This is a genomic window from Kurthia sp. Dielmo, from assembly GCF_000307285.2.
Lineage (GTDB): Bacteria > Bacillota > Bacilli > Bacillales_A > Planococcaceae > Kurthia > Kurthia populi.
This window is the reverse complement of record NZ_HE578961.1, coordinates 202,279-224,925: the sequence shown is the minus strand read 5'-3', so window position 1 is coordinate 224,925 and position 22,647 is coordinate 202,279. Positions and strand designations below refer to the sequence as shown.

The window sequence follows — 22,647 nt, the reverse complement described above, 5'->3', positions numbered from 1 at the left end:
TCTATTATCTCGATACTTTCATTCACTCGGTTCAGTGATGCGAAGATAATGAACGTATTTTCCACATCTACACCTATCATTCTTCGAACGGTCCTCAGCATGCGTAGTCCTTCTAGGCGATGTAAGCAATAAATTAAATCCATGTGGCAGCAGGATCCTTTACGACATCTCTTACTCGCTGTGCTGCATTCAACGCATCATCAAAGAAATTAAATGCAAGTACATTGAATAGCTTTAAGTGTGCGCTTCGTTCGTTTAGCTTTTTATTTTCGTGATTGGTACGATAGCAAATATCGCTTTTGTTTATTAGAAGGCATAGGTCTTTCCTATCCTTGAATCGAATAATGAACACATCTTGTTTTTTGTATTCTTCTGCAGATAACTGTGGTGCTTCTGTTCGATAACGCAAGTCGTATCGCGGCTCAGATATAAAGCGTTCTTCTCGGGAGCGTCTATATAAAGAAATCCTATGCTCTTTTATAGAATCGAGCCTTGCATCATAAGCCCACACGACACAGATAGATGTCTCATTTTTATCCATCATCATATCAAGTAGATTCACTACGCCACCCCTTTGTATACCAATTGAATTGCAGATTCCAATGAGGTGATTTTACGAGCGCTAGTGCATTCTACGATAAGCTCAACAAACAGTACGCCATCTTCCCTACGCGCTTTTCCAAAGCAACGATCTAGCACATCTCTATTTTTAACGATGATAATTTCGCCTTCGCACTCAACATCGAATAAAGTATATGGCTTCATCAATGAATTTATAATCGCTTGATGCGATTCAATAAAAGTTTGTCTACCTTTGCACTGAAAGGCCATTGTTATTCTCCCGTTGGCTTTTGCATCTAACGCTACGGATGAACATTTTACAATGCCATACGGAGCATGAACCATCTTCTTAACTAACATGTCTAGCAAGTTCATTTAATCATTCCTTTTCTGATTCAGTCACTTCTAAAAAGTTCGGCTGATTAACATAAATAGTGAATACGGATTTCTCGACGATCTTCGATTCGTTGATTGGTAAGTCTCGGTAATAATCTTTCGTTCGCTTTTCGATACTAGCTATACGCAATTGAGCAGTTGAACTAGGAATAACAACAGACACTCGTTTGTCCTTGATGCCATCTGCAATCAACTCAACATCATCACCGTTTAAAAGTGCTTGCTTCACGCGGCTCTCCAATTTAATGCTTACGCTGAACTTCACTTCAAGATACGTTTTCATTGTTCCTACATTTAGACGAGCTGTGTGCGAATGCTGATTAAAGTAAAATGTTTTAACTGGTAGCTTCATACTTTCACCTCCCTTCAATTACACTACATCATTACGATGCAATGGTTGCTGTACTTTTCTCTGCAACGAATATGTTCGATACATTCAACGTAGCATATCGTTTATTTAAAAAGTTGATGTCGATTGAGCCAACAATATCAATTGTTTTGGGCTCTCCTAGTTGCGAGTAGCGTATGCCTTGTCCCCATGCCCATATCTTCAAGGTACGTTGACCATCGTCTATTTCAAATTCGATATTATCTTTATTCTTTTTAGATACTTTATGTGCCTTCACTGTCACACCTTTTAATACGAATAACGGACGCATGAATTTTTCTCGGTCATAATACAGTGTATTCAACGCATAGAAGTTATTTTTATTTAGGTCTGCAATATGGATTTCACTATCAACCAATACAGTGTCATCTATTTCTAAGTTATCCACGCTTTCTTTAAGCTCTTTGTTTAGAACAGCTTGGAAGGCTTCGATGTTTTCGGGCTTTAGGTTAAACCCTGCAGCTTGTGCGTGACCGCCATACGATTCAATGACGCCCTGCTCAACAGCTGTTTCAAGTGCTGGAATTAAGTCGATACCTTCTGGCACTCGTGCTGATCCAGTGAGCGTTCCGTTTCCACTGACCGAATAAGCTAATGCAGGTTTCATCGTTTTATCGAGAACCTTACTTGCTACAATGCCTGTAATTCCTTTCGGGAACCCTGTCGCATCAAATAAGATAGCGGCGTTCTCCGGTGGGAAGTCCATGCTACCGATGATTTTCTTCGCTTCGTTTGTTCTGCTTTTACGTTCGTTATTCAACTTTTCAATTCGTTCAACGTATTCAAGTACCGTATCAACATCTTGCTCATAGAAGAATCCCGCACCTACATCGACTTCACCCATTCGACCAGTCGCATTTAGTCGTGGTCCAAATTCCCATGCGATGCTGACTGGTGTAACGCTTTCCATACCTAGATGCTTTTTGAACTGCGCAATATTTGAAGGACAATATTTTCGAGAATTCATTTGCATAATCCCTAATCGAATCATGACTTGGTTCTCTTCATGCGGTGGCATCATATCTGCGACAGTACCTAATGCTACAGCGTACAGATAGTCTTGACTGTACTCGTTTAAGTCTGCATATTTTTCAATGCACTGAATGACTTTGTAACTTACACCCGCACCGCAAAGATGGTGGAACGTCGTGTCTGTTTCAATGTGAGGATTAACGACTACACAGTCGGGCAGCACTTCTTTAGGCTCGTGGTGGTCGGTCACGACAACCTCAACGCCATTCGCTTTCAAGTAAGCAACCTCTTCCACCTTCGTCACGCCATTATCATTCGTGATAACGAGTACAGGCTTATTGACTTCCTGCATTCGTTTAACGATTCGTCTGCAGAAGCTCATGCTCAACCCATAACCTTCTGTTCTGTTCGGATAATAAGGATAGACTGTGTTGTCTGAAATCCTGCGTAAGAAATCTGTCATAATAAATCCACTCGTCATGCCATCGCAATCATAGTCATTAAAAGTCCAAATCTCTGCATTCGCTTCAATCGCTTGAACGATTACTTCTGCGGCCTTCATTCCGTTGACGATTTTCTCCGCTGGAATAAGTACATCGAGTGGGTTGTTGAAGATACGGTCAATCGAGTTACTCTCTATCCCACGATTCTCCAGCACTATTTTCAATAGCTTATTGTCGCCACCGTCAACGTTAGTCTGCTTGTCTCTTAGCTTCCACAATTTTCTTCACCTCCTCTGACCTAGAGATGATACGAGCACCAATCTTCGATACTGTGCTGCCTTCCTCTTCTGCAATCGCCTTAATAGCGTCTTTTACTTCTTGTGAAACAACTAAGTTTAAATAACAGTTGCCCTCTTTAATTGCCATATTTAATTTCAGCTCCTTGATAGTTCACAACAGTTGTGAACCTTTATGTGATAATAATAGCACCTTATACCTATAATTACAAGTGTAAACGACAAAAAAGTAGCCATAAAGGGCTACTTTTTTGTTACTTCGGCAAACGCGCTTTTGCGCCAGAGTTTCGAACTCGTCGGATCCACTCTAAATTAATGCCTTGCGATTCTGCAATTGTTCGTATTGCTCGTCTGCGTAATTGGTTTACAGCGTTGATGTGCATGCAATAAGCATCACTGATTTGTCGGTCGTTCCAGTTTTCAAGATAGTACTTCACGATAATCTTGCGTTGAATTGGCGTAAGACCTTGGAAGGCTTCACCGCATTCCTCACCAGTAATCCAACGCTCATCTGGAATCCCCAGGTTGTGTTCGAATGTGTCATCTTCTTCTTTTGTGATGACGCCTTCTCGATTGTATTCATGCAATGTTTCATCATCTACAATCTCGCTTTTAAATTCAATCACGTTGCTTTTAACAGACATTGGTTCTTTTATGTATGAAGTGATGTGACGGTATAAATAGAATCGGAATGCATTATTAATGTATCCGCAGAATGTTCTGCCCATCGGCTCGTAGCGCTTCATCAAGTCACAAAAGACTGTGTGAAGGTCGCTTAAAATATATTCCTCGTCTAGCGCACCGTATGTGTCCACGACGAAATTGAATTTGTCGTGAATCTTGCGGCGAAACTGGTTGTTACTTTTTGTTCTCGAAAGTGCTGATTTCAACTGTTGGTCGTCGATGAATAGACGAACGAATTTTTTGGAAGTACGATCTCTCCAATTGAAGTTACCTGTGCGTACGAGTGATGAATACTTATGGAATAAGTTTTCAAATCGTGCAATCAGTTCTTCCCCTGCGCGTTCCGAAGCTGCGATAACTTCGTCGTCTACTTTTTCATCGTCGAAACGTTTTTTATAAATCATGACTAGATCTTCGATTTCTTGCCATGCGATTTGCTTTTGCTCATACACTTCACGTTGCGACAATTCTTCATTGTCATCAACCTCAGAAGTGATAAAGTCTAGTTCTTCGTTCACTAATTGTCTCCTAACGAATCTCCTCGTCCGAATCCATGTTGAACCAAGCATCTCCTTTAATCCGTTCACGAATTTTAATCAGCACCAGTTTAGGATACATTTCTGGTAAGTGTTCATGTAAAAAATCATATAGCTTGCGTTTGATTTTAAACGTATCTGTTTCGAATCCCTTTGTATCAATCGCAACAATGCTTTCATCATTGCGCATAACAAGGAAATCGGCACTATACGTCATCTTGCGAACCATCTTGTTATCTTCTTTGCGGCGATAACTATTCATTAATACATAGGTAGGTTGTAGTAAAAAGTCTATGATTTTACCCGTAGCTTTTTTCTCCATTAGGAACAAGTAGAATTTTGATTCTTGTACGGAGTCGAACTCGATTCCATTGATATAGCATTTACTGCTATTGAGCTTCTTTCCATTAAGCTCTTTAGTCGTATATCGTTCGTTTCCTTGTTCATCGGTTTCAATAGTTTGGTGTGGTACATCAAATGATTGAATGAAGCCATTGGCCATTAGCTCTTTCAAACGTAGGTAGTATAAGAGCATCAATTTTGTTTTAAACACACAGCCATCCGATTCAAACTTTGGTTGAAGTTTTACCGGTCCCGAATTGTGCTCTGGCTTTGAGCTCTTCTTGACGTTTACCTTCGCTTTACCTTTCACTAATGCTTTTACCATGTTTCTCGCCTACCCTTATCCCCTAATTCTTTTTCTTTGGTTGACTTACTTGTTTGCCGTTTTTTGAATTAGGCATTAACGCTTCTTTCTCTGGCATCGGCACCTTTGTAGCGGGATCTTCCGCTTCGAAATAGTCTTGGTGTTCTTTAACGTCCATGTGCTTCACCCCCTTAATAGTTATTGAACCAGTACTTGCACAGATTATTAACAGGACATATAGCGCAGCCATAATGATCGCGAACGTAATAGATGTTGTTTTCTAAGCTTTTACACACACCATTTATCGTTCCGAATAGTCGTTCGTAGTCTGAGTTTTTTCTGAACGTAAGGCTGTCCTTCCCATGCTTCACATGATGTATGCGAATACCACTTAAATCTTTACCGTATTTCAAACGGTATGCGTACGAGTCAATCGTGTATTTTAATTTTAATGCGTCTAGATCTTCGTGTGACATTCGTGGAGAAAAGCTTGTTACGAGCAGCTCGTCTCTGCCATTTTTGCCAGCAGCGATAACACCCATAACGCCTTCTAGTTTATTCTTACCAGAAGTAATTGCATAAGGAGAGTCGATGTCGATAACAACCAACTTCGTCTCCTTCGCCCAATCGTATAGTTTCATTAATAGCTGTAATCCTTCGATGGCTTTTTTCTCACCGAGGATTTCTTGATACGGTTGGAATACCATATCCCATTTTCGTTTCAATGTTGCAAGTGTTGGTACTTCCCCAAGGCTCAACTGCAAGTAGAAAAATCGCGTAACTTTCATCAACAAGTCCGAAAGCTGTACGGGTTGTTCAGACGGTAGCTTCTTATTTACTGTGATGTCATAGTAAACAGGACACTGCAGATAGTCGAACAGTTGTTGTTCAGTCACATCCATTAGATGTGCTCAATCGTCGCTAGGTTTTTCATGTATGTTTGCATCCAACAAGCGTCAGCAAACATTGCTGTTGGGGTTCCTTGTTGCGGAATGCACGATTTCACTGGAGAGTTTACACCAAACTTGCCTTCAATTGAAGCACAAATTGCATCAATGATTTGTTGTGGCAGTGTGAACTCTGCATTGTATTGTTCAAATAAGTCACGTACGAAGAATAAGTCGCTAGGTTTTTCAACTGAGTGGATATTGTGCAACAGGCATGCTGCCGCTAATACATCTTCAAAACCTTGTTGTGGTTGATCTTCGTGAATAACGCCACGATGAATTAGTAGCCCATGTAAAAGGGAATGCAATTCATCGCTCGCTTGAAGTGTTTCTTTGCTTGCATGTTCTTTCAGCATAGCTGTAACAATACTTTTAATATCCTCATAAGCAATGCTTTCTAATGCAGTTGATTTAATATCGTTCATTTTTAGTCCTCCTATAAAATACAAATAATATTGAAGTTTTTGCGGTTCTTGTAACATTCGACTCCGAATGTAAAATATGTATGGCCGCTTTCCCCTGCATCTTTATAGATGTAAGTATCTGCGGAATCATGAATTGCTTTGTTATGTTTTGATACGATAATCTTCGTACCGATATGTGTCGCAACAGCACTCGTTGCTTTCATTACGCTATCATCCGTTATTCCTCTAAAACTAGAACGTTTGATTTCGTTACTCTTATGTAATTTATGTAGTTCAATTAATGCACTGGCGAAGAATGCTTCGTCTGCAGTTAAGTTATGTTTAATAGCTAATTCATCTGCCAAGTCGAATGAAGCGGATGAAATATAGCCACTATAACAAGTTGTTTTATTTCGCAACAATCGTTTCCCTCCGAATCATCATCGCTAAACGATCTGGTGTGTGACGTTCCGTAGCACAGATATTGTCTTTTGCATTATCCTCTTGGCAAGCTCTGCAATCCTCCAAGCTAGAATCAAAGTTTCTGCAACCATAGCACATAGGGCATAGAGCGAAGCGTGGGCAGTTATCTCTTGCTCCCTTTGCACTCCATTGCTTTTTATTCAGCATCTACGTTAGCTGCTTCTACTTTAATAGCTTGCTCGCTGTCGTACTGCTCAACGACTTCACGCATTGCTTCAATTGATAAACAAACGTCACGACCGTATTGGCGGAATTTAAAAACAGGCTTTCCTTCTAGTGGCATTGTTTTACGTAGCTCAATTTCAGCGCCACTTAACGTAGCGTTTTTTGATGATGTGTATTTAGCGGAACTAATGACACATACATCTTGACGGTTGCCTAATGTAATTGTAGGCTCGCCTTGGTAAATTGGTTGAAAATATAACATGTGAATGATTCTCCTTATCCTTCTAAAATAATTGTGTCGTAGCTTCGTTTTGTTTCAGCGTCCACTTCTTGTAAGCGAGACTGGTCTGGAACAAAGAATGAGTACGTACGGCCTTTGTATGAAGATTTCTTATTTTTAGCCCAGTCCAATTCGATAATCGGACGACGTCCTTCGATTTCAGTGTCAGTGTAGAATACGCCAGCAGCTTCTTTATTCTTAGAAACATCGTTATAAACTAGGAACAGCACTGATGATTCGTATTGATACTCAACTGTATCTTTCAAATCTTCTGTCGTTGGACGACGGTTGCCATTTAGTTTTCTTAAATGCGTTGTACCGAATACAGGAATGTCGAAACGCTTCGCAAGCCCCTTCGACCACTTAGCTGTTTTTTCATTACGCTCTTTCGCTTCTAAGCTCTTGCCCATGTGCTGTACATCGTTAAGGGAATCAATACCCACAACCAGTTTTCTCTCTGGATCAACTGCTTTCAAATATAGGACTAGCTTCCTAATATACTCTTCAATTCCTTCGGCATAACGTAGGTTTTTAGTCTCATCCTTTAAAGCATCTACTACTTTAAACATATTCTTCTTATCTTTCAAGAGTTGAATTCCTTTTTTCGTTTTTCTAAGTACTCTTCAAATTTTAGTGTGTCGGGAGAACCATTATTGATTTCTTCAACGTATCGGCTTGGTTTGCCAACGGCTGAAATTGGAATGCGTTGTTCTGCGGCAATGACACGAGGTAGCACTTCATCTTTCGTGTCATCAATTGTGATTAGTAGCGCAAGCACGTTATTTTCTTCGCACATGCCGACATCGTATAACATCGCCATCATTGCTGCCGTTTTACCCATATTGGATTCACCGGCGAAAATATACAGACCAGATTCAAGGCCTTCTAGTCGCTCTTCTACTTCGGGGAAGTTTGGCAGTTTGTAGCCAGCACCTTTTTTCCAAGCTCGTTCCTCAAAGCTATCTAAGTCATCATCTGATTCCTTGAAGAAGTCAATGTTACCGATAAGCTCGTCACCATCTTCTGCATCTTCAATGATTGCGCCCTCTTGGATTTCAAAGTTTAATTGCGGTTTTGTTGCGAATAGATTTTCGTTTACTGTTTCCTCTGTTGTTGCTTCAATATCGTTTAATTGTTTGTATGCTGTAAATGGATTCATAGTTTAGTCGTTCTCCCTTAAAAGTATTATTTTTTGAATAGCTTACATGTTTCTCCTACGCAATAGCCGCTTCGTTTGAAGTAGTTACAACCGTAACCTCGCCCTGCTTTTGCAATATCATATGCACTTCTTACCGTACGCATTACTTCACTGAATGGTAACGGTGGTTCCGTATTGTCATTCCATGACGCCATAATTTCTGTTGCTTCGTCTAGCGAATAGCCCGCTTGTGCTAGGCTAGATGCGATAGCAACACAGTCATTATTACGATGCCCTTCTTTAGAACCTTGCTCAATTAATAGCTGTACACATGGCAGTGGTGGACGCTTCTTAAATGAGACGATGCTTTTCGGATTGCTTTTCCTATGTGTGGCAGTCACTAGGTTTTCAGCATTGCTTACGATTTTTTGTAAGGCTCCTTGCACCATTTTCTTTTGTGGCCAGTCAACTTGATGCTGTTGAGAAGCGTACTGCTTCATTTCTGTTAAATCTGTTTTGCGCAATTCATCAATCGTAATAGGTACCTTGTACAGACCGGTTTTGCTGTTGATGGTGTTTGGCATTCTGAACAATCGCTTCTTATCGAAGATGGATGTATCAATGAAGCCACCAATTGTTAGGCTATTGATTTTTACCGCAATCGCTTTGTAGTAAACTTCAAGGTTTTTCACAGGCACAAGGCCAAATGATTCTGGTTGCACTAGGATGTGAAACCCTTTTGAACCAGAGAAATATAGCTCAACTTGATCTTCGGGAATACCGAACAGTAATTCAAGTGCGCCAACGGACATTAGTACGTCACGTTTTAAGGCGTTGAAGTCCTCGTCTGTATCGAGCTTGCCATCCAAGTCTAAGTAAACCGGACCGTACATCATCGCTTTATCAATTTCGGTCGTGTCATATATGTAGACTGACGTATAGCAATCTGTTGTTCTGTATTTCTTTACGTGCTTATTAACGTTCTCGTAATAGGTATCGTCAACTGGAATGTAAATCTTTCGAGCGAAATAACCGTCCTTCGCTCCACCCAGTTCTTGATAAGCTACACTCTCCATACAATCTCTCCTTTTCCATTCATTGTGCCGACACGATGCAGCTCATAAGCTTCTTGCTCATAGTTAGAAAGCTGAATCGCTTCAATGTGTTTGTTACGCGCTACGTCAATTAGCTTTAATAGGAAATCAATCGTTGTCCCTATGTCGATACTTCGATACTTATTGAATAAGAACTCAAAGGATCCTATCGTACGCTTTTCGTCGTAAAGCGATTCAATTGGTTGTACAGTTTTTTTATAGTAAGCAATTAAGTCTTTTACGGTGTAGCGGATTTTCATTTCTAAAAAGAATGGTGTTCTTTCGACTGCGCCAGTTGACGAGTTGAATCGTGGAGCTGGTGCCATCAAGCGAAGCTCTGGATGAACGTAGAACGCATCTTTGTCGATAAATGAATCTTCCCACATGGATTGAGGAATTGTATCAAAGCGAACGTCCTCCGCGCTTTCCTTGCTTTCTAAGAAGCTTGTCACTTCTTGCTCTGTAATGCCGCCTTCTAACATATGCGCACATACCGCACACATCATTTTATAGGTATCATCAGCCACTTCACAGCCTAAATAATACGAAACGTAATCGTCTACTATTTTCATTAGGTATAACCTCCTGCGTCTTTTGTACTATTATTATATTACTATAATAAATAAAAAGTCAAGAACAGTTCACAACTTTTTTCAGAACTTCTCGACTTTTTTATTTGAGTTATTTTGTTAGGATTTCATCGAACTGCAAACTTGCGTAAGCATTTTTAATTGGTAGGCTAATATAAATTGTACGTGTATTAACGGACAGATAATGACGGTCGTCGTTGATGCTCGTTTCAATCTCATAGTCAAATATACCGTTGCTATAATTCAAGTACAGCTTCGCGCCAATGTCAGTCAATGTAGTCTCTACAACTTCTGTTGGGGTTTGCAGATAAACCTTTTCACTAATCGAATCAATGAAGTCTGTGTGCTTAAACGCGATTACTGCATTTGATCGAGTGTCTGCATTGAAGTCAAGGAAGTAAATGTGATTCAAACCGAACGGGTATTTACCATTGCTGTCCTTGTAATGGAGTTTAAAAGTAAATGTCACTTCACTAAGGCTCACCTTCTTATCCAATAAGTAGCGGGTTGGCCCAGCATTGATTAATGCGGAATCAATCTCTACAACTTCGTTTGTGTAGTAATCTTTTAACACCATCTTCTCTAAACGGAATGTGCTGCCAATTGTCGGGGCAATCTCAATCATATCAATATCCATTAATGCCACGTAGTTCTCGTCATTGACTTTTACTTTTAACTCGACTGTATCTTCATCGAAGAAATCAAAGTAGTAATCTTTCTCTGCATGATCTTCGTGGTAAAGTGCAGCCTGTACATCACGATTCGTTACGCCATTTAATGTACAGATAACATTATCTCTAAAGATAACTTCTTTGCGACCGCTAGATAGTACATTCAATAAGTTACGCGGCTGACCTGTCGCACTCACTGGATGAATATAGTTTCCGTATGTATCGTATGTGCCATCAACTGCATCATCGAGCACCATTGACTTATTGTAATTACCTAAGCTGGCGCTGTTTAAGTTAAAGCTCATTGCCTCCTGTATTGCATTGCCGATTCGTCGGTACTTCTCTGCTTGCTTTATCTTCTTAATAGCCATGTCGTGCATAGCATTCATTTTATTCGTAGCTTCTTTTGCGAAATTATTTAAATCAATCGAACTTGCTTTTTCAATCATTTTAATAAGCTCCTTTCATTTTTTTTCGAATAACGTTTGTTTGTAAGTCTGAACACATAAGCGCTTTCGTACTTGCGATAACTTCGTCGCATTCTTTCATCACTTGTTTAATATTGTCTGTGTCGTCATTATCTAATGAACGAGTTAAGCTGTTCACTAGCTCTAATAGGAAGATTGTATGTCGGTCGTATTCAAAATTACGTCGATACGGGAAATGATGTCGTCGCATTTAATTCACCCCTATCGCACGAATAAATACGCCTTTTAGTTTTGAAGCGTTACCGTCTTTGATTTTTAGAAGCCCTTCACAAGCGCTGGATGCACCAGAAGATGTCTCAACAACATAATACTCATATTCTCCTTGGGCATCTGCAACATATAAGCCTGTTTCATCTACGAGCCCCTCTTGCTGTTGACCGAACAATTTGCCATCTGTTTCAATATGGAAAGACTTTGATACGTTGACCGCATCCTCTGCATAAGAAAACTCTAGTACCTCTAAAGCCTTTGGATTATCTATCGAGTTTCCGATGAAGTTTTTATTTGATGGCTCATTGGCGAAGTATGCGCGAATAAATGTCGCATCCTTCACATATATTTTCACATGCGATCCCACGACTTCATCGAAGTCCTTCGTAATATCTACATAACTAACAGTACCGTCTTGATGCATCATACGAAATTTGTTTTGTTGTGAGAACACTTCGTACTTATGCGCATCGTCTAGATTTGACTCGTATCGCAAATAAGCAACGTTCTCTACTTGCAGACCTTCATCAACTAAGCAAGTATAGGAAGTCGACGTACTAGCTCCTACTTGTAGAAGGTTGTGATTGTTGGATTCATATGGTGACATAATCGTAGTGATGCCATCATGTACCAGTGTGAGCTGAATGTCCTCATTATTCGTTTCGTCACTCTCAACAAACAATGCTAGTCGGGTTCCTCCTGGCACATCAAAGGCTCCGATGTCTACATTCAAGTATTCATTCGTTTGGTATAGATCGAAGTCCTTCGTTATGCTGACAACGTTCTTCCCATCTAATGCTGTCCCTGCTTCTATTTTTGCCTTTAATAGTGTTCTTTCTGAACGAATCAGAATATCTCGCATGCTTGCTTTTACGCGACGTTTCGTTTGGTCTAAGTTGCTCAGGATTTCATCGTAGATAATTTCATAGATGATTTCTAAGTCTTTCATGATTTCTCGCAATCGCTTTGCGTAATCCTCCGCATCGAATGTCATATCGTTCTGGATGTTTGTGTGTGTGTAAATAGCGATAGATGCATCAATGTTCGCCAACCGCTTCTCAATATTCCCTGTGTTCAATGGAATACCGTAGTAGACCAATTGCTCGATAACTTGTTGTCGGTAGAAGTAGAGCTTTTTAATATAGTCGCTAAACATTACGCATCCACTCCTTCTTTGATTACTTTGATATTTGCTATTGCAACGGTTTCGTCGTATCGTCCCTCGATTACAAGTACAGCGCTAGAGATATAATCATCAATCAACAACGTATTATCAATCTGTTCTGTACCATCTTTTCTGCGAATGAACTTAATTTCATCATTTGTCGCAGCTACATTGATTGGTACAATTTTTTGTGTAATGCTTCCGTTAATAATTAGCGTGTATGTAAGTGAGGCTTTTTCGTTTTGCGCATCATTAATTTTATTTGCGTAGACCGCAATCATTTTAATTTTTGCACCTTTGTCGATTAGCTCGCGGCTTTGCATCGACATGCTTTTTTCATATGTATGTTTTGAAGCAACAATGTTATTAAGTTTTACACTGTGTCGTTTCGATTGATAATCGCGTCGGAAGCGGCTGCCATTCTTTATGAATGCACTTGCATACGATTTTTCTTTCATCGTTGTCATCCTGCCACCTCTTCTTCATAGCCTAAGATATGTGAATCATATGTATTGTTTTTAAATCCAATGCGCACATAAGTAGAAGGTGTAATATCTATAATCCCTGTACCGTATGCGACTGCTGCATCTCGATATGATGCTCGTACGTTATTAAATTCTTCTTCTGTCACTAGCTCAGTAATCCAGTTTGTACCGTCAGTGCTTGTTTCGACGAACGCAATTTGCAACGTTTTCGTATCAGAATCAATGATTAACTGGTCGAATATTTTTCGTGATGATAGCACAACGGTGCAAGATAAATCCTCATAGAAATTCTTAAATTCAATCGGACGAGTCTTTCCGTCGTTTGGCGAGTGGATGCGTGAGTATTCAAAGTACGATGTGATGTCGTTATCAATCATGTTTTCTCGGTCGGTTGAAACTAGGTCCTGTAAGAATGTCGTTTCATTTGCCAGTGCATATTGATTACCTTCGTACCCATTGCCTGTGATGCTCTCAATAGCGAGCGCTACTTCTTCGTTATCTGAAACTGGTGGATAAAATACGCCGTTTAGCTCAGTGAATTCCCCTTCGAAATCGTCTACTGTTAGATTTTCAACGATTGCGCCAGTGAAGTTTCCGTTGATGTAGTTCAAATCAGCAGCGATGGTTTCCTCTGTGCGTATGTTTGTTTCGATTAAATTACCGTATGTATTTACTGTGCCAACGATTTCTTCGAAGTCTGTAGCAATCGCTACAAACGTTTCATCAGCATAATCAATAGATTTTCCTAGAGTGTTATGTATAGAGTTGATTGTATTAATTTCAGGGACCCATTCTGGATGCGGCATTACACGCAATGCAGGGGCGGTTAGTTTGTCGTCATTAATTTCAAAAATCAAATCTGCGTCTGGAACGCTTCTGACAGATTTGTTGTGCTCTTTGATAATCGTAGCTTTATCCATTTAGATTGCTCCTCTCTCCATCGACAACCAGCATCGCGCGATTGATTCTAGCCATGTCGTGTTTTGTATCAGACAGGTTGCGTAGTACATACTTTGGAACAACGTACGATTGATCTCGCACATAAAGTGTTTTAGCGTCATCAATATCAACTGGATAATAACTGACCGAGTAGCCTTCTAGTGAATCAGCCTGTGCTTCTTCAAATGTTTTCGACACCATTTCACCTTTGTAGTAAACAGTCATGCCTTTTGTTTCATCTACTGGGAATCGTGTTGGCATCCCATAAAATATCTTTTCATTTCTAATATATGTATCGCCTTTTGGCATGATAGGAAACTCTTTCCCACCGATAAGTATGCTGGCTTCAACGGATGTCGAGCTGCCACCGTAATATGTAAGGTCTAGTGATAGATAATCACCATTGATTTTCATTTGTCGTGAAATGAAACAAGCACTATGTTCGGCTACTTCCTTCGATAGCGTAATGTCGCTTATACCAAAGTGAAAATAATCTTGCTCTGCTAGTGCAATCATTTCTTCGTTTTCGGGCTCTGCATAGTTCGCAACGAACACATACATTGTATTTGAGCGAATTTCAATCTCGCCAATTTGAACTTCTGTACCTAACGCTTTTACTGGATCGCCTAGAGTACCGATTCTAAATAGCATGTATCCCTCTTCAAATTCATCATCGACTTTTAGGATTTTCCTTGTGATGCCGCCTTTGAACTCCGTAATCAATACGTTGTCATTCTGGAGCCGTACGTTATAGACTTCATCAATGATGCTTGCGTCCTCCAGGTAATCAACGTTGATGGTAAACACATCGGATAAAATTGCTTTCGCATTTGAATAAATGATTGGCACTATACCACCTCTTCCGTTGTTGCGACTGTGAATTTAATTTTATGTATTTCTTGTTCAAGGAACAGCCCGCTATTAACATCTGCCACTTCTGTTTCAACATTGTAGTCGTTGAATACGGAGATGGCGATAACTTCACCATTCATCTCTTTAAATGAAATGCGGTTCGCTTTAAATGGCGCATCTGGTTCAAATATAAAGGTAGAAGCCACACGACCATTTAGTCGAGAAGACTCTTCGATAATCAATTGAATTCCTTTGCCTTTTTTGTATTCTGTCACATCAATCAGAATTTCTCCACGATTACTATAAACAATGCCGTATTGCCCGCCTGTCGCAGTAGATGTATAAGGGACTAGCCCACTTTTTTCTACTGTACAATTGCTCATGATTGAACCATCACGATCACGATAAACAACTGTCGTATCTTTTTGAAGAAAAGTATCTTCAATATAAATAGAAGGAGTTTGTCGCATAACATCTAAAACATTGTTAATTGAACGTTCTACATTGTCCATTCGATTGCTATATCCTTTAATCTTTTCATTGGCAAATGTCTCAATATATTCATTCAGTTCAAATGCAATGCGTGTCTTTTGGTAAATGCTATTCAGTGAGCTTTCGAATGACGCAAACGTGTCGTTAAATGCTTTAGCGTCCAATAAATTTGTTTGCTCAGTAAGCGTTGGCTGGCTCCTTTCTCGAAGCATGGCAATAGCCGATGCGTAGTTTTTTGCTGTATTCAGCATGTGTATTCCTCCCTTGTCTCAAAAGACTGAGGACATTTTAACATAAAAGGGGACCCCATAGTAGAGGCCCCCTCGTTCAGTGTATGTATGTTTTAAATTGTTGCATCCAGTGTTAGGTTGATGTGAGAAATCGCACCGTATAAATGCTCTTTAGATTCTTCATCCAATAGGACGTTCGATGAATACGGAGATTTCCATGCAATTTGCAATTCATATTCATCGAATAAAATTGGTTCACCATCTTCATCTTCAAATACACCCTCAAAGATAATGCGGTCCGATACTGTATCATCTTTACGAATACGGTCACGCACAACACAGCTAGGCGCCAACTCTGCAGCTACACGTTTTTCAGTTTCGTACGTAGCGGTATCTTCATTGAATGTATGCTTAATTGCCACTAATCGCACCACGTAGTTGTCGATGTTCAATACATCTGCTCGTGATTCAATTTCAACAGCACTTTCTGCAACTACTTGGTCAATACCGTTCGCTACGCCTTTAATCAATTTACCGCCAACAATAACATGGCCACTATTGACGGCGTTCAATCCAATGCCGTTTGTTGAGTACAGGTCGTAACTTCCGCCAGCACCTTGCTCTTTTGCAATAGCGAATAAGTCGCCAGCTTTAATGTGCGTGTCGGCTTCTGCAGCAGACACTTCAAACATACCTTCTCGGTGAACACGTAATGTTACACGAGCATATGAAGCTTTCATGCAATCCGGTAGCTTACGACTAACAGTGTACAATCCATTTTGGAATGGAACGATTGTGTTTTCTACAATCTCTCGTGTACCAAATGAATAGTAAAGCTCTTTACCTTGGAAGTCGATGTCGATTGTCGTTGAGCTGTCATTCGAGTTGTATGCAACCTCATGGAAGCGGTACATTGAATTGTTCGTTTGTAGGTCTGCTTCAACAGCGCCCTCTTGACGATACAATGTATTGAATGCAATGGCGCATTCTGTTGGGAAATCTTTACCGTTTGGATTCTCTGTTACTACGACTAAGCAGTAACGGACAGGAATCAAGTTATCATCGTGTGAACGAACAACAGGATATTGGTCGCCATCGCGGAAAGTGAATGGGAATACGTGACTATTGCGTCGAGAGCTGACAACAAGTGGCTGAGATTGCGCAACGATTAAGTTATCTTCTTGTGCTTGTTCTACGTTTTTAAAGTTCGCACGATCACGCTCATGAATCACATAAGCTGTTAAGGTTTGCGATTCATCTAGCTTCGCTTCATTCACTACTGTTCCACGCAATTTTAAATCGCATAAGTAACCGGCAGTTTTATCTTCGACACCGCTGAACGCTTGCATGCCTAATTTAAACGAATACGCTACGCCCGTTCCGTTACCTACGATATTCATGTTCTTCACGTACTGGTCGTCATCGACTGTTGAGTGGTTTACCTCATTGCTTGGAACGTTTTCATCTTTAGATGCGAAAGCAAATGAACCTTTGTAATAAGTACCTAACGACTTCACTACTTCAACATTTGAAATGTCTGTATCGCCAGGGTATGAAGGCATGAAGGTGAATGTTTCATTTTCCACATCGGTTACGCGGCATACGTGTCCACCATCAATATTCTCCGCTACATTTTTAATGACTAAATAATCTCCGATGAATACGTCATTTGATAAATCTTGAGTCGTACGAATTTTGCTAGTTGACAGGAACGCTTCAATTTCGCACACAGGATCTTGATTGTAAATAACATCATGCTTGTTGAATGTGTCGTGGAAGCCTTTGTAGCTATCGACGTTAGCAACAATGCCCTGGCGAGTTAGGTCAGATTTTAATTGATAGAACTCGTCTCGGATGTCCGTCATTTCTTTTGTGTACGTTGAGCGAATCTTTTCAAATGAAGTGATAATCTTACCGCCATCATCTACTGTTAGGTATTCGCTTGCTTCTCGGTCGCCCAATTTCAAACTATTACTGACAGTGTGACGGTCGCCTTCGATTGAAATGGCGATGTTGCCAGAGGGAATGCCTGCAACGTGTAATGTGTCATAGGCTGATTCGTCCCCTGCTACAAAGCCTTGCTTTAATTGCAGATACGCTTGTAAGTCCTCTAATGGAAGAAGGCTTAAAGATAGCTGTGTTAAATCATGTGCTGTTTTTGTCATGTGTGTTACCTCCACTCGATTGTTAATAGATGGTCTTTTGTAATGTCCTCAATGGACTTGTTAAATAAACGTTCGTATTGTTCAGCTAATACAGGATCACTTGCTACCAATGTATATAATGGATTGGTTTCTAAATGCGCTTCATACAATTTGTCGTGAATCAGAATCTTACGTTGCGTCGGTACAAGCTCATACTCCTCATTGTTCCAGCGTAAGCCGAGGAACCTGCCATCTAGGAAGAACAACATATGGTCCTTGGTATCTACTATGTCGTGATTGATTCCGCGCTCGTCAAGGTCAATTGATACGCCATCTGCAAATGATGTGAAAACGAAACTATCTTCATTGCGTGAAAGTAAATTACGACGCTCGATTAAGATACGGTCATCATTCATCATCGGCACATCCACCGCTTCGTCGTTGTAATCAATCGTTGATAGCGTTGGGAACGTATCGGTAGAGCCGATTAATTTACGCGTGGCATCTTTAAACATAATGGTATGCGCATCGAGAATTGTGTAACTCTCTTTTGGCTGGCGAATACCAGAAACATATACTGTTAAAGAACCAGGATAGAGGGACTCTTTCGTGCGGTAGATATTGCGCCCATTGTCGATAGCATCACTTGCATCTAATACTTCACGTTCGCAGCTGCGTACTTCTCCTTCGTCGGGCTTCTCAATAATGTATGAAACAATGCCGATTACTGGATAAGGCAATTTGAAGCCATTACCTAGTTTCATTTCTTCGACGTCGTATTGGCGTACACCATCAACGAACACCTGTAATGAATTACGCCCCGGTACGTACGTTACATTTTTTAAGTAAAACGTATCTTGCCCATACCAATCTAGCAGTTCATCATACGTCTTATTCTCGCTTTCATCTGGAATAACGTTACCTTCCATTCGACCAACGATTAAAGGGTTACTGATGCGACTGGCTAATTTATATGCGTACACACGTACATCTGCATCATTCCCAATGCGTTCTCTAAACAGAATTGAACGAGGGGCTTGTGTGTATGTATTCGTCAGTTGTTCGATGTATGCGGCATCTTCATCGCTAATTAGCTGCCACTCATTGTAGTACGTGCTATATGAATAGTAATTATATGTATTAAGATTCTCGTCAAATGCGCTAACAATGCGATTATCTTCTCTCTCTGCTTCTGCTAAGTTCAATTTAGTAATGAAGCGGTGATCTAATTGAAGGAATCCATTTACGTACACTAACGCTTCATCTGCGCTATTTGTACGGATGACATCTCGGTTATCGCCTTCGCTATAGAGCGCATGGAATGTATCAAGCAGCACGATGTAACGTTGCATCTGCTCTAGGCATTCTCCTTCATCTCCATCAATAGCTACACAACGTTGACCGTTCTCGTCATGGAATGTATAAATCGCTTCTTTTGTAACGGCATTGCCTTCCACGAACAGCATGACATGTTCATCTTCTGGAACGTCTGGGATTGGAATGTACCATGTTTGTTGTGTATCTGAATACAAACTTACATGACCACTGCTAACAAATGAATCTGCATCGGGTACACCGTTAATCTCTGATGGCACATAAAGGTCCATTACAGTGTATTCCATGTTCGCATGAGCACCAGTAATGTACATACGGTCAATTGAGCTATCGTATTGAAGGTCTGCAGAATCACTACCAGCGTGAAGTGCTTCACCATTTACAAAGACTAATGGGTTGGTGTATTTTTTGCGCAATCGGATTGTTGCGCGGTTATGTGTGTACTGTGCCTTAATGACACCGGATTCCATGTGTTCAACATTCGACATGACCATTACTTCTAAATCATCGTCCATCTCTGGATCTGTAATTTCCACGTAGTCGTCCACTGGATCATATGTATATTGCTTTGGGTCCAATTGGTAGCCTTCAACAAATACGTTGACGCCACCAGTGAGCCCTGTTGTTGCAAAGGTATGTCGTAGCTTTTCATCTAGTACTTCAAGCTCACCAGATGAACGAATCCATCCGAATGAATAATGCACAGCAAGGATGAAGTCATACTTCAACGCAACGACATCACTTAACAGGATGCCTTGATGCTGCGCTTTGTAATCTACAGTTGGTCGCAATAGTGAACCGCCGTAACTTTCACGACGGAACCCATAGAACTCTGTATTACTTGATGTGTGATTGATGAACTGCGAAGTCTTGTCTAATAAGAATAATTTCTTTTCGACATTGCGTAGCTTCGCTGGGTTGACATGCACCCATGTTGAATTGTTTTCAGAGATAAGGCGCTTATCATATTGCACTGTCACAGCGTTCACTCGGTCATAGCCTTCTTTTAGATGGCCATAACTATAAAAGCGTCCAGTGTCTACACGCGGCACAAGGAATTGAGCATACTGTTCATCTTCTTCAATTGTGCTGCCGATTTGATTAATCGGGTCCAGAATCAAGAAATCCTCAAAGATACTAACGTTTAATTCACTCTTATCTTCTAAGATTGTTTTAACCGGTCGCCATCCATTGCCGTCGTAGTAAAACAGCACATCTTGATTTAACCAAAGCTGACCGAACACTGGGCTATCGCTTGGATAATCTGTTAGCATCTGGTCAGTGATTTGGAACTTCTCACCGAATACGTTGAGCCACTTATCTTTCGCGATGTCGTAGTAGCGAAGCTCGCCACCGTCATCATCTAAGTACAGCCCGCGGTCAATTACTGGTTCGGGACCATCTTCTCGATCAGTGCGGTCAACGTTTAAAGTAGAGACGGTTTGTAAAACACGTAACGTTTCGTTATCGAGTACCGCCCCATTTGAGCGCCCTTCTTTGTATGAGCGCTCGCGAATTGTTTTCCCTCGCATGGAATTCCCTCCTATCGAATTAAAATATCGAATTCTAAATCAACATCGAATGTGTTGAAGATTTCAATGAAGCGGCTGTCACGCGCGATAACAGATACAGCGTCGCCATCAATGAAGCGGCCTTTCGTAATACCAGCTGCAGTATCTTTCACACGTACCTCGACGCTTAAATTCATCGCATCTTTGCCGTAACGGAATACATCCCAGATGTCGATTTTAACGCTGCCGTTGTAACCAACAAGTGATTGTAAGCGATAGATGTAGCCGTAATCATTGTTGACATGCATATTGTCATGTACAACAGTGACGTTGTAATCGACTGTAATCGCTGGATATGAAACTTCATCATCATAGTCCTCGCCAAGAAGTGTCAATTGACCTTCATCTAATACAATGGCAATTTTACAATTATCTTCGAATACAGGTGTTTCATCCTCTGTCACTTTGAAGCGAGATGTCATTGTCTCTGTAGATGATGATTCACCTTCGTCGCCAACGATGACTAAACGATGACCTAAGCTATGCGCAGTATTTAATGCAATCTCTTCACCTTTCGTACCTGGATCAACAAAGAATGTTGGATGGTTCTCTACTTCTAACATTTCTTGTAGATTGAAGTAATTTTCATCGCTATCTTTGTCGCCAGACAGGTCTAGCCATAATTGTGCTGGTCCATATTTCTGACGGCCACGAGCAATCGCATGGAAATACTTAACGGAGATTGTTGTACCTACCTCAAGGAATTGACCTAACATCAAGTCACTTTTGATAATAAAATAGTCTGCATCCGCTTCGATTAAACCGCCACTAGCTTCTGCATCCACGTATTTTACACCATTAATGATGGCGTGGATATAGCCGCGACCACGACGATAGAAACCTTTTTTTAAGTGGAATTCATAACCTTGATTTGTAATTTCACCCTCGTATGTATCGCCTTCAAATTCGTACCAGAAGCGGCGTGTCGTTACATCATTTTGTTTGATTGTGTATGTTTCTTCATAGCGTGTGATTTCTGCTGGCGGCATAACAGAGCCGTCCATGCGCAATGCTAATGGTGTGAAGAAATCATTTCCACCAAGCTTTGAGTAAAGTTGGCCAGTTTGCGGATCAGAACGTAGCGAACCGTCGGGAATTCGTTTCATATCCAATGAGCGTTCATCCTCATTGATAACAAGTGAGCGTCCATTTTCAATAATTGTTTCGTTCACTTTTTTTACACCACGAATATTCATATATGATTCCTCCTTGTAATTTGACTTTCAATAGATTAGTACCTTCAATTTGTAAACCTATACACAAAAAGCACCCAAAAACGGGTGCTTTAAGTTATGCTTCGTGTGCGCCTGTGTGATGGTCGTTATCGTCATCCTTTAGAATACCGAATACAATAAGCAGACCTAGTAGCAATTCAAGTACATGTCTTACTTGCTCACCCACCATTTGTCCATCAAAGCCATTTTCATAAGCTAGGCCTTCTACTAACAATACGATAGAAGCAATCAGTGCAATAGCTTTCGTTTTGCCAATATTTTTTAATCGACCTGCATACTTATATGCTTCTAGTTTTAAGATGGTTGAGAGAATTTTTGCAGTGTTCATATTATGTATGCCTCCTTACATTCCGAGCAGACTTGTTAGGTCAACGTTAAACAGCACTTTTAATAGCACAATAATAACAATGAATACGATACCGCCTTTTGAAAACACTTGTGTTAGCGTTTCGAACCAATAGTGTCGTGTTTCGTCACGAGCTGTATTTTCTCGTTCACGCTGTTTTGTTTTCTCGACTTCACGTTGATTGATAATTTCCCATTGTTTATCAAGGACGTTATTAATCGTCGTACGGGTATCGCGATTTTCTGACATAATTGTGTTTTCTAAGCGCATGAATCGTTGGCTCATTTCGTCGAAACGTTCATTTGTTTTGTCGACGCGAACATTCGTGTCCTCGATTTCTTGCTTCATTACACGACCGTCTTCCTCTAATGTTCGTAGACGACCTTCGTGATCTTTCAGCATAATCTCGCAGTGATAATGTGCGCCAGTTTTCTCAGTGTTACTCACGTTAATCACCTACC

General features: G+C 40.5%; 28 protein-coding genes. All 28 read right to left on the bottom strand.

All coding sequences use genetic code 11. From position 1 onward, the window contains the following. Positions 1-133: 133 nt before the first annotated feature. Positions 134-562 carry a hypothetical protein gene (locus KTHG_RS16570; protein ID WP_139995354.1) on the bottom strand — a complete coding sequence of 143 codons (429 nt, stop codon included), beginning with the start codon at positions 560-562 and terminating at the stop codon, positions 134-136. Then, positions 562-936 carry a hypothetical protein gene (locus KTHG_RS16565; protein WP_139995352.1) on the bottom strand — a complete coding sequence of 125 codons (375 nt, stop codon included), beginning with the start codon at positions 934-936 and terminating at the stop codon, positions 562-564. The genes KTHG_RS16570 and KTHG_RS16565 overlap by 1 nt, the downstream gene beginning before the upstream one ends. A 4-nt stretch (positions 937-940) precedes the next feature. Further along, complete coding sequence (locus tag KTHG_RS16560; protein ID WP_139995350.1) at positions 941-1,309, bottom strand: hypothetical protein; 369 nt, start codon at positions 1,307-1,309, stop codon at positions 941-943. A 31-nt stretch (positions 1,310-1,340) separates the two neighbouring features. After that, positions 1,341-3,038, bottom strand: a complete 1,698-nt coding sequence (locus KTHG_RS16555) for a single-stranded-DNA-specific exonuclease RecJ (RefSeq protein WP_139995348.1) — start codon at positions 3,036-3,038, stop codon at positions 1,341-1,343. After that, positions 3,010-3,186: a hypothetical protein gene (locus KTHG_RS21515; RefSeq protein WP_186439675.1), complete on the bottom strand. Its 177-nt coding sequence runs from the start codon at positions 3,184-3,186 to the stop codon at positions 3,010-3,012. The genes KTHG_RS16555 and KTHG_RS21515 overlap by 29 nt, the downstream gene beginning before the upstream one ends. 124 nt (positions 3,187-3,310) lie before the next feature. Then, positions 3,311-4,258: an RNA polymerase sigma factor gene (locus KTHG_RS16550; protein WP_139995346.1), complete on the bottom strand. Its 948-nt coding sequence runs from the start codon at positions 4,256-4,258 to the stop codon at positions 3,311-3,313. A gap of 10 nt (positions 4,259-4,268) precedes the next feature. Next, on the bottom strand, positions 4,269-4,943 hold the full coding sequence (locus tag KTHG_RS16545; RefSeq protein ID WP_139995344.1) for a DUF1064 domain-containing protein: 675 nt from the start codon (positions 4,941-4,943) through the stop codon (positions 4,269-4,271). A 22-nt stretch (positions 4,944-4,965) separates the two neighbouring features. Next, the gene (locus KTHG_RS21965; RefSeq protein ID WP_255512490.1) at positions 4,966-5,100 is read right to left on the bottom strand and encodes a hypothetical protein; all 135 of its coding nucleotides are present in this window, start codon (positions 5,098-5,100) and stop codon (positions 4,966-4,968) included. A gap of 13 nt (positions 5,101-5,113) precedes the next feature. Beyond that, complete coding sequence (locus tag KTHG_RS16540; protein ID WP_139995342.1) at positions 5,114-5,824, bottom strand: hypothetical protein; 711 nt, start codon at positions 5,822-5,824, stop codon at positions 5,114-5,116. Beyond that, positions 5,824-6,294, bottom strand: a complete 471-nt coding sequence (locus tag KTHG_RS16535) for a hypothetical protein (RefSeq protein WP_139995340.1) — start codon at positions 6,292-6,294, stop codon at positions 5,824-5,826. Before KTHG_RS16535 ends, KTHG_RS16540 begins: the two co-directional genes overlap by 1 nt. 11 nt (positions 6,295-6,305) lie before the next feature. Beyond that, positions 6,306-6,695 (bottom strand): hypothetical protein, encoded by a 390-nt coding sequence (locus KTHG_RS16530; protein ID WP_222424355.1) that lies wholly within the window; start codon positions 6,693-6,695, stop codon positions 6,306-6,308. A 197-nt stretch (positions 6,696-6,892) separates the two neighbouring features. Continuing rightward, entirely contained in the window at positions 6,893-7,183 is a 291-nt protein-coding gene (locus KTHG_RS16520; RefSeq protein WP_139995334.1) for a hypothetical protein, read from the bottom strand. A 14-nt stretch (positions 7,184-7,197) separates the two neighbouring features. After that, positions 7,198-7,788 (bottom strand): P-loop NTPase family protein, encoded by a 591-nt coding sequence (locus KTHG_RS16515; protein ID WP_139995332.1) that lies wholly within the window; start codon positions 7,786-7,788, stop codon positions 7,198-7,200. After that, positions 7,785-8,360, bottom strand: coding sequence for a DnaB-like helicase C-terminal domain-containing protein (locus KTHG_RS16510; RefSeq protein WP_139995330.1), 576 nt, complete (start codon positions 8,358-8,360; stop codon positions 7,785-7,787). Before KTHG_RS16510 ends, KTHG_RS16515 begins: the two co-directional genes overlap by 4 nt. A 26-nt stretch (positions 8,361-8,386) precedes the next feature. Then, positions 8,387-9,415 carry a primase C-terminal domain-containing protein gene (locus KTHG_RS16505; RefSeq protein WP_139995328.1) on the bottom strand — a complete coding sequence of 343 codons (1,029 nt, stop codon included), beginning with the start codon at positions 9,413-9,415 and terminating at the stop codon, positions 8,387-8,389. Next, a complete protein-coding gene (locus KTHG_RS16500; protein ID WP_139995326.1) occupies positions 9,403-10,005 on the bottom strand; it encodes a hypothetical protein in 603 nt (200 codons plus the stop codon). Before KTHG_RS16500 ends, KTHG_RS16505 begins: the two co-directional genes overlap by 13 nt. Before the next feature lie 109 nt (positions 10,006-10,114). After that, positions 10,115-11,143: a hypothetical protein gene (locus KTHG_RS16495; protein WP_139995324.1), complete on the bottom strand. Its 1,029-nt coding sequence runs from the start codon at positions 11,141-11,143 to the stop codon at positions 10,115-10,117. Position 11,144: 1 nt separating this feature from the next. Further along, on the bottom strand, positions 11,145-11,372 hold the full coding sequence (locus tag KTHG_RS16490) for a hypothetical protein (protein WP_139995322.1): 228 nt from the start codon (positions 11,370-11,372) through the stop codon (positions 11,145-11,147). Beyond that, the gene (locus KTHG_RS16485; RefSeq protein WP_139995320.1) at positions 11,373-12,548 is read right to left on the bottom strand and encodes a hypothetical protein; all 1,176 of its coding nucleotides are present in this window, start codon (positions 12,546-12,548) and stop codon (positions 11,373-11,375) included. Beyond that, complete coding sequence (locus KTHG_RS16480) at positions 12,548-13,024, bottom strand: hypothetical protein (RefSeq protein WP_139995318.1); 477 nt, start codon at positions 13,022-13,024, stop codon at positions 12,548-12,550. The genes KTHG_RS16485 and KTHG_RS16480 overlap by 1 nt, the downstream gene beginning before the upstream one ends. After that, complete coding sequence (locus KTHG_RS16475) at positions 13,021-13,962, bottom strand: hypothetical protein (RefSeq protein WP_139995316.1); 942 nt, start codon at positions 13,960-13,962, stop codon at positions 13,021-13,023. The genes KTHG_RS16480 and KTHG_RS16475 overlap by 4 nt, the downstream gene beginning before the upstream one ends. Further along, positions 13,955-14,830, bottom strand: coding sequence for a hypothetical protein (locus tag KTHG_RS16470; protein ID WP_139995314.1), 876 nt, complete (start codon positions 14,828-14,830; stop codon positions 13,955-13,957). Before KTHG_RS16470 ends, KTHG_RS16475 begins: the two co-directional genes overlap by 8 nt. Next, positions 14,830-15,576, bottom strand: a complete 747-nt coding sequence (locus tag KTHG_RS16465) for a hypothetical protein (RefSeq protein WP_139995312.1) — start codon at positions 15,574-15,576, stop codon at positions 14,830-14,832. Before KTHG_RS16465 ends, KTHG_RS16470 begins: the two co-directional genes overlap by 1 nt. A 92-nt stretch (positions 15,577-15,668) precedes the next feature. Next, entirely contained in the window at positions 15,669-17,720 is a 2,052-nt protein-coding gene (locus KTHG_RS16460; RefSeq protein ID WP_139995310.1) for a hypothetical protein, read from the bottom strand. Between the two features lie 5 nt (positions 17,721-17,725). After that, positions 17,726-20,566 (bottom strand): hypothetical protein, encoded by a 2,841-nt coding sequence (locus KTHG_RS16455; protein WP_139995308.1) that lies wholly within the window; start codon positions 20,564-20,566, stop codon positions 17,726-17,728. Positions 20,567-20,577: 11 nt separating this feature from the next. Then, positions 20,578-21,801 (bottom strand): hypothetical protein, encoded by a 1,224-nt coding sequence (locus tag KTHG_RS16450; RefSeq protein ID WP_139995306.1) that lies wholly within the window; start codon positions 21,799-21,801, stop codon positions 20,578-20,580. A gap of 94 nt (positions 21,802-21,895) precedes the next feature. Then, entirely contained in the window at positions 21,896-22,168 is a 273-nt protein-coding gene (locus KTHG_RS16445) for a hypothetical protein (protein WP_139995304.1), read from the bottom strand. 15 nt (positions 22,169-22,183) lie between these two features. Further along, positions 22,184-22,633, bottom strand: a complete 450-nt coding sequence (locus tag KTHG_RS16440; RefSeq protein WP_139995302.1) for a hypothetical protein — start codon at positions 22,631-22,633, stop codon at positions 22,184-22,186. Positions 22,634-22,647: the final 14 nt, after the last annotated feature.

What these genes read in the sequence shown, in the direction of transcription:
- KTHG_RS21515 (WP_186439675.1), bottom strand. Translation starts at nt 3,186, where the DNA reads ATGGCAATTAAAGAGGGCAACTGTTATTTAAACTTAGTTGTTTCACAA.
- KTHG_RS16460 (WP_139995310.1), bottom strand. Translation starts at nt 17,720, where the DNA reads ATGACAAAAACAGCACATGATTTAACACAGCTATCTTTAAGCCTTCTT.
- KTHG_RS16545 (WP_139995344.1), bottom strand. Translation starts at nt 4,943, where the DNA reads ATGGTAAAAGCATTAGTGAAAGGTAAAGCGAAGGTAAACGTCAAGAAG.
- KTHG_RS16455 (WP_139995308.1), bottom strand. Translation starts at nt 20,566, where the DNA reads ATGCGAGGGAAAACAATTCGCGAGCGCTCATACAAAGAAGGGCGCTCA.
- KTHG_RS16510 (WP_139995330.1), bottom strand. Translation starts at nt 8,360, where the DNA reads ATGAATCCATTTACAGCATACAAACAATTAAACGATATTGAAGCAACA.
- KTHG_RS16465 (WP_139995312.1), bottom strand. Translation starts at nt 15,576, where the DNA reads ATGCTGAATACAGCAAAAAACTACGCATCGGCTATTGCCATGCTTCGA.
- KTHG_RS16520 (WP_139995334.1), bottom strand. Translation starts at nt 7,183, where the DNA reads ATGTTATATTTTCAACCAATTTACCAAGGCGAGCCTACAATTACATTA.
- KTHG_RS16485 (WP_139995320.1), bottom strand. Translation starts at nt 12,548, where the DNA reads ATGTTTAGCGACTATATTAAAAAGCTCTACTTCTACCGACAACAAGTT.
- KTHG_RS16480 (WP_139995318.1), bottom strand. Translation starts at nt 13,024, where the DNA reads ATGACAACGATGAAAGAAAAATCGTATGCAAGTGCATTCATAAAGAAT.
- KTHG_RS16450 (WP_139995306.1), bottom strand. Translation starts at nt 21,801, where the DNA reads ATGAATATTCGTGGTGTAAAAAAAGTGAACGAAACAATTATTGAAAAT.
- KTHG_RS16445 (WP_139995304.1), bottom strand. Translation starts at nt 22,168, where the DNA reads ATGAACACTGCAAAAATTCTCTCAACCATCTTAAAACTAGAAGCATAT.
- KTHG_RS16475 (WP_139995316.1), bottom strand. Translation starts at nt 13,962, where the DNA reads ATGGATAAAGCTACGATTATCAAAGAGCACAACAAATCTGTCAGAAGC.
- KTHG_RS16505 (WP_139995328.1), bottom strand. Translation starts at nt 9,415, where the DNA reads ATGGAGAGTGTAGCTTATCAAGAACTGGGTGGAGCGAAGGACGGTTAT.
- KTHG_RS16565 (WP_139995352.1), bottom strand. Translation starts at nt 936, where the DNA reads ATGAACTTGCTAGACATGTTAGTTAAGAAGATGGTTCATGCTCCGTAT.
- KTHG_RS16540 (WP_139995342.1), bottom strand. Translation starts at nt 5,824, where the DNA reads ATGGATGTGACTGAACAACAACTGTTCGACTATCTGCAGTGTCCTGTT.
- KTHG_RS16560 (WP_139995350.1), bottom strand. Translation starts at nt 1,309, where the DNA reads ATGAAGCTACCAGTTAAAACATTTTACTTTAATCAGCATTCGCACACA.
- KTHG_RS21965 (WP_255512490.1), bottom strand. Translation starts at nt 5,100, where the DNA reads ATGGACGTTAAAGAACACCAAGACTATTTCGAAGCGGAAGATCCCGCT.
- KTHG_RS16535 (WP_139995340.1), bottom strand. Translation starts at nt 6,294, where the DNA reads ATGAACGATATTAAATCAACTGCATTAGAAAGCATTGCTTATGAGGAT.
- KTHG_RS16490 (WP_139995322.1), bottom strand. Translation starts at nt 11,372, where the DNA reads ATGCGACGACATCATTTCCCGTATCGACGTAATTTTGAATACGACCGA.
- KTHG_RS16495 (WP_139995324.1), bottom strand. Translation starts at nt 11,143, where the DNA reads ATGATTGAAAAAGCAAGTTCGATTGATTTAAATAATTTCGCAAAAGAA.
- KTHG_RS16500 (WP_139995326.1), bottom strand. Translation starts at nt 10,005, where the DNA reads ATGAAAATAGTAGACGATTACGTTTCGTATTATTTAGGCTGTGAAGTG.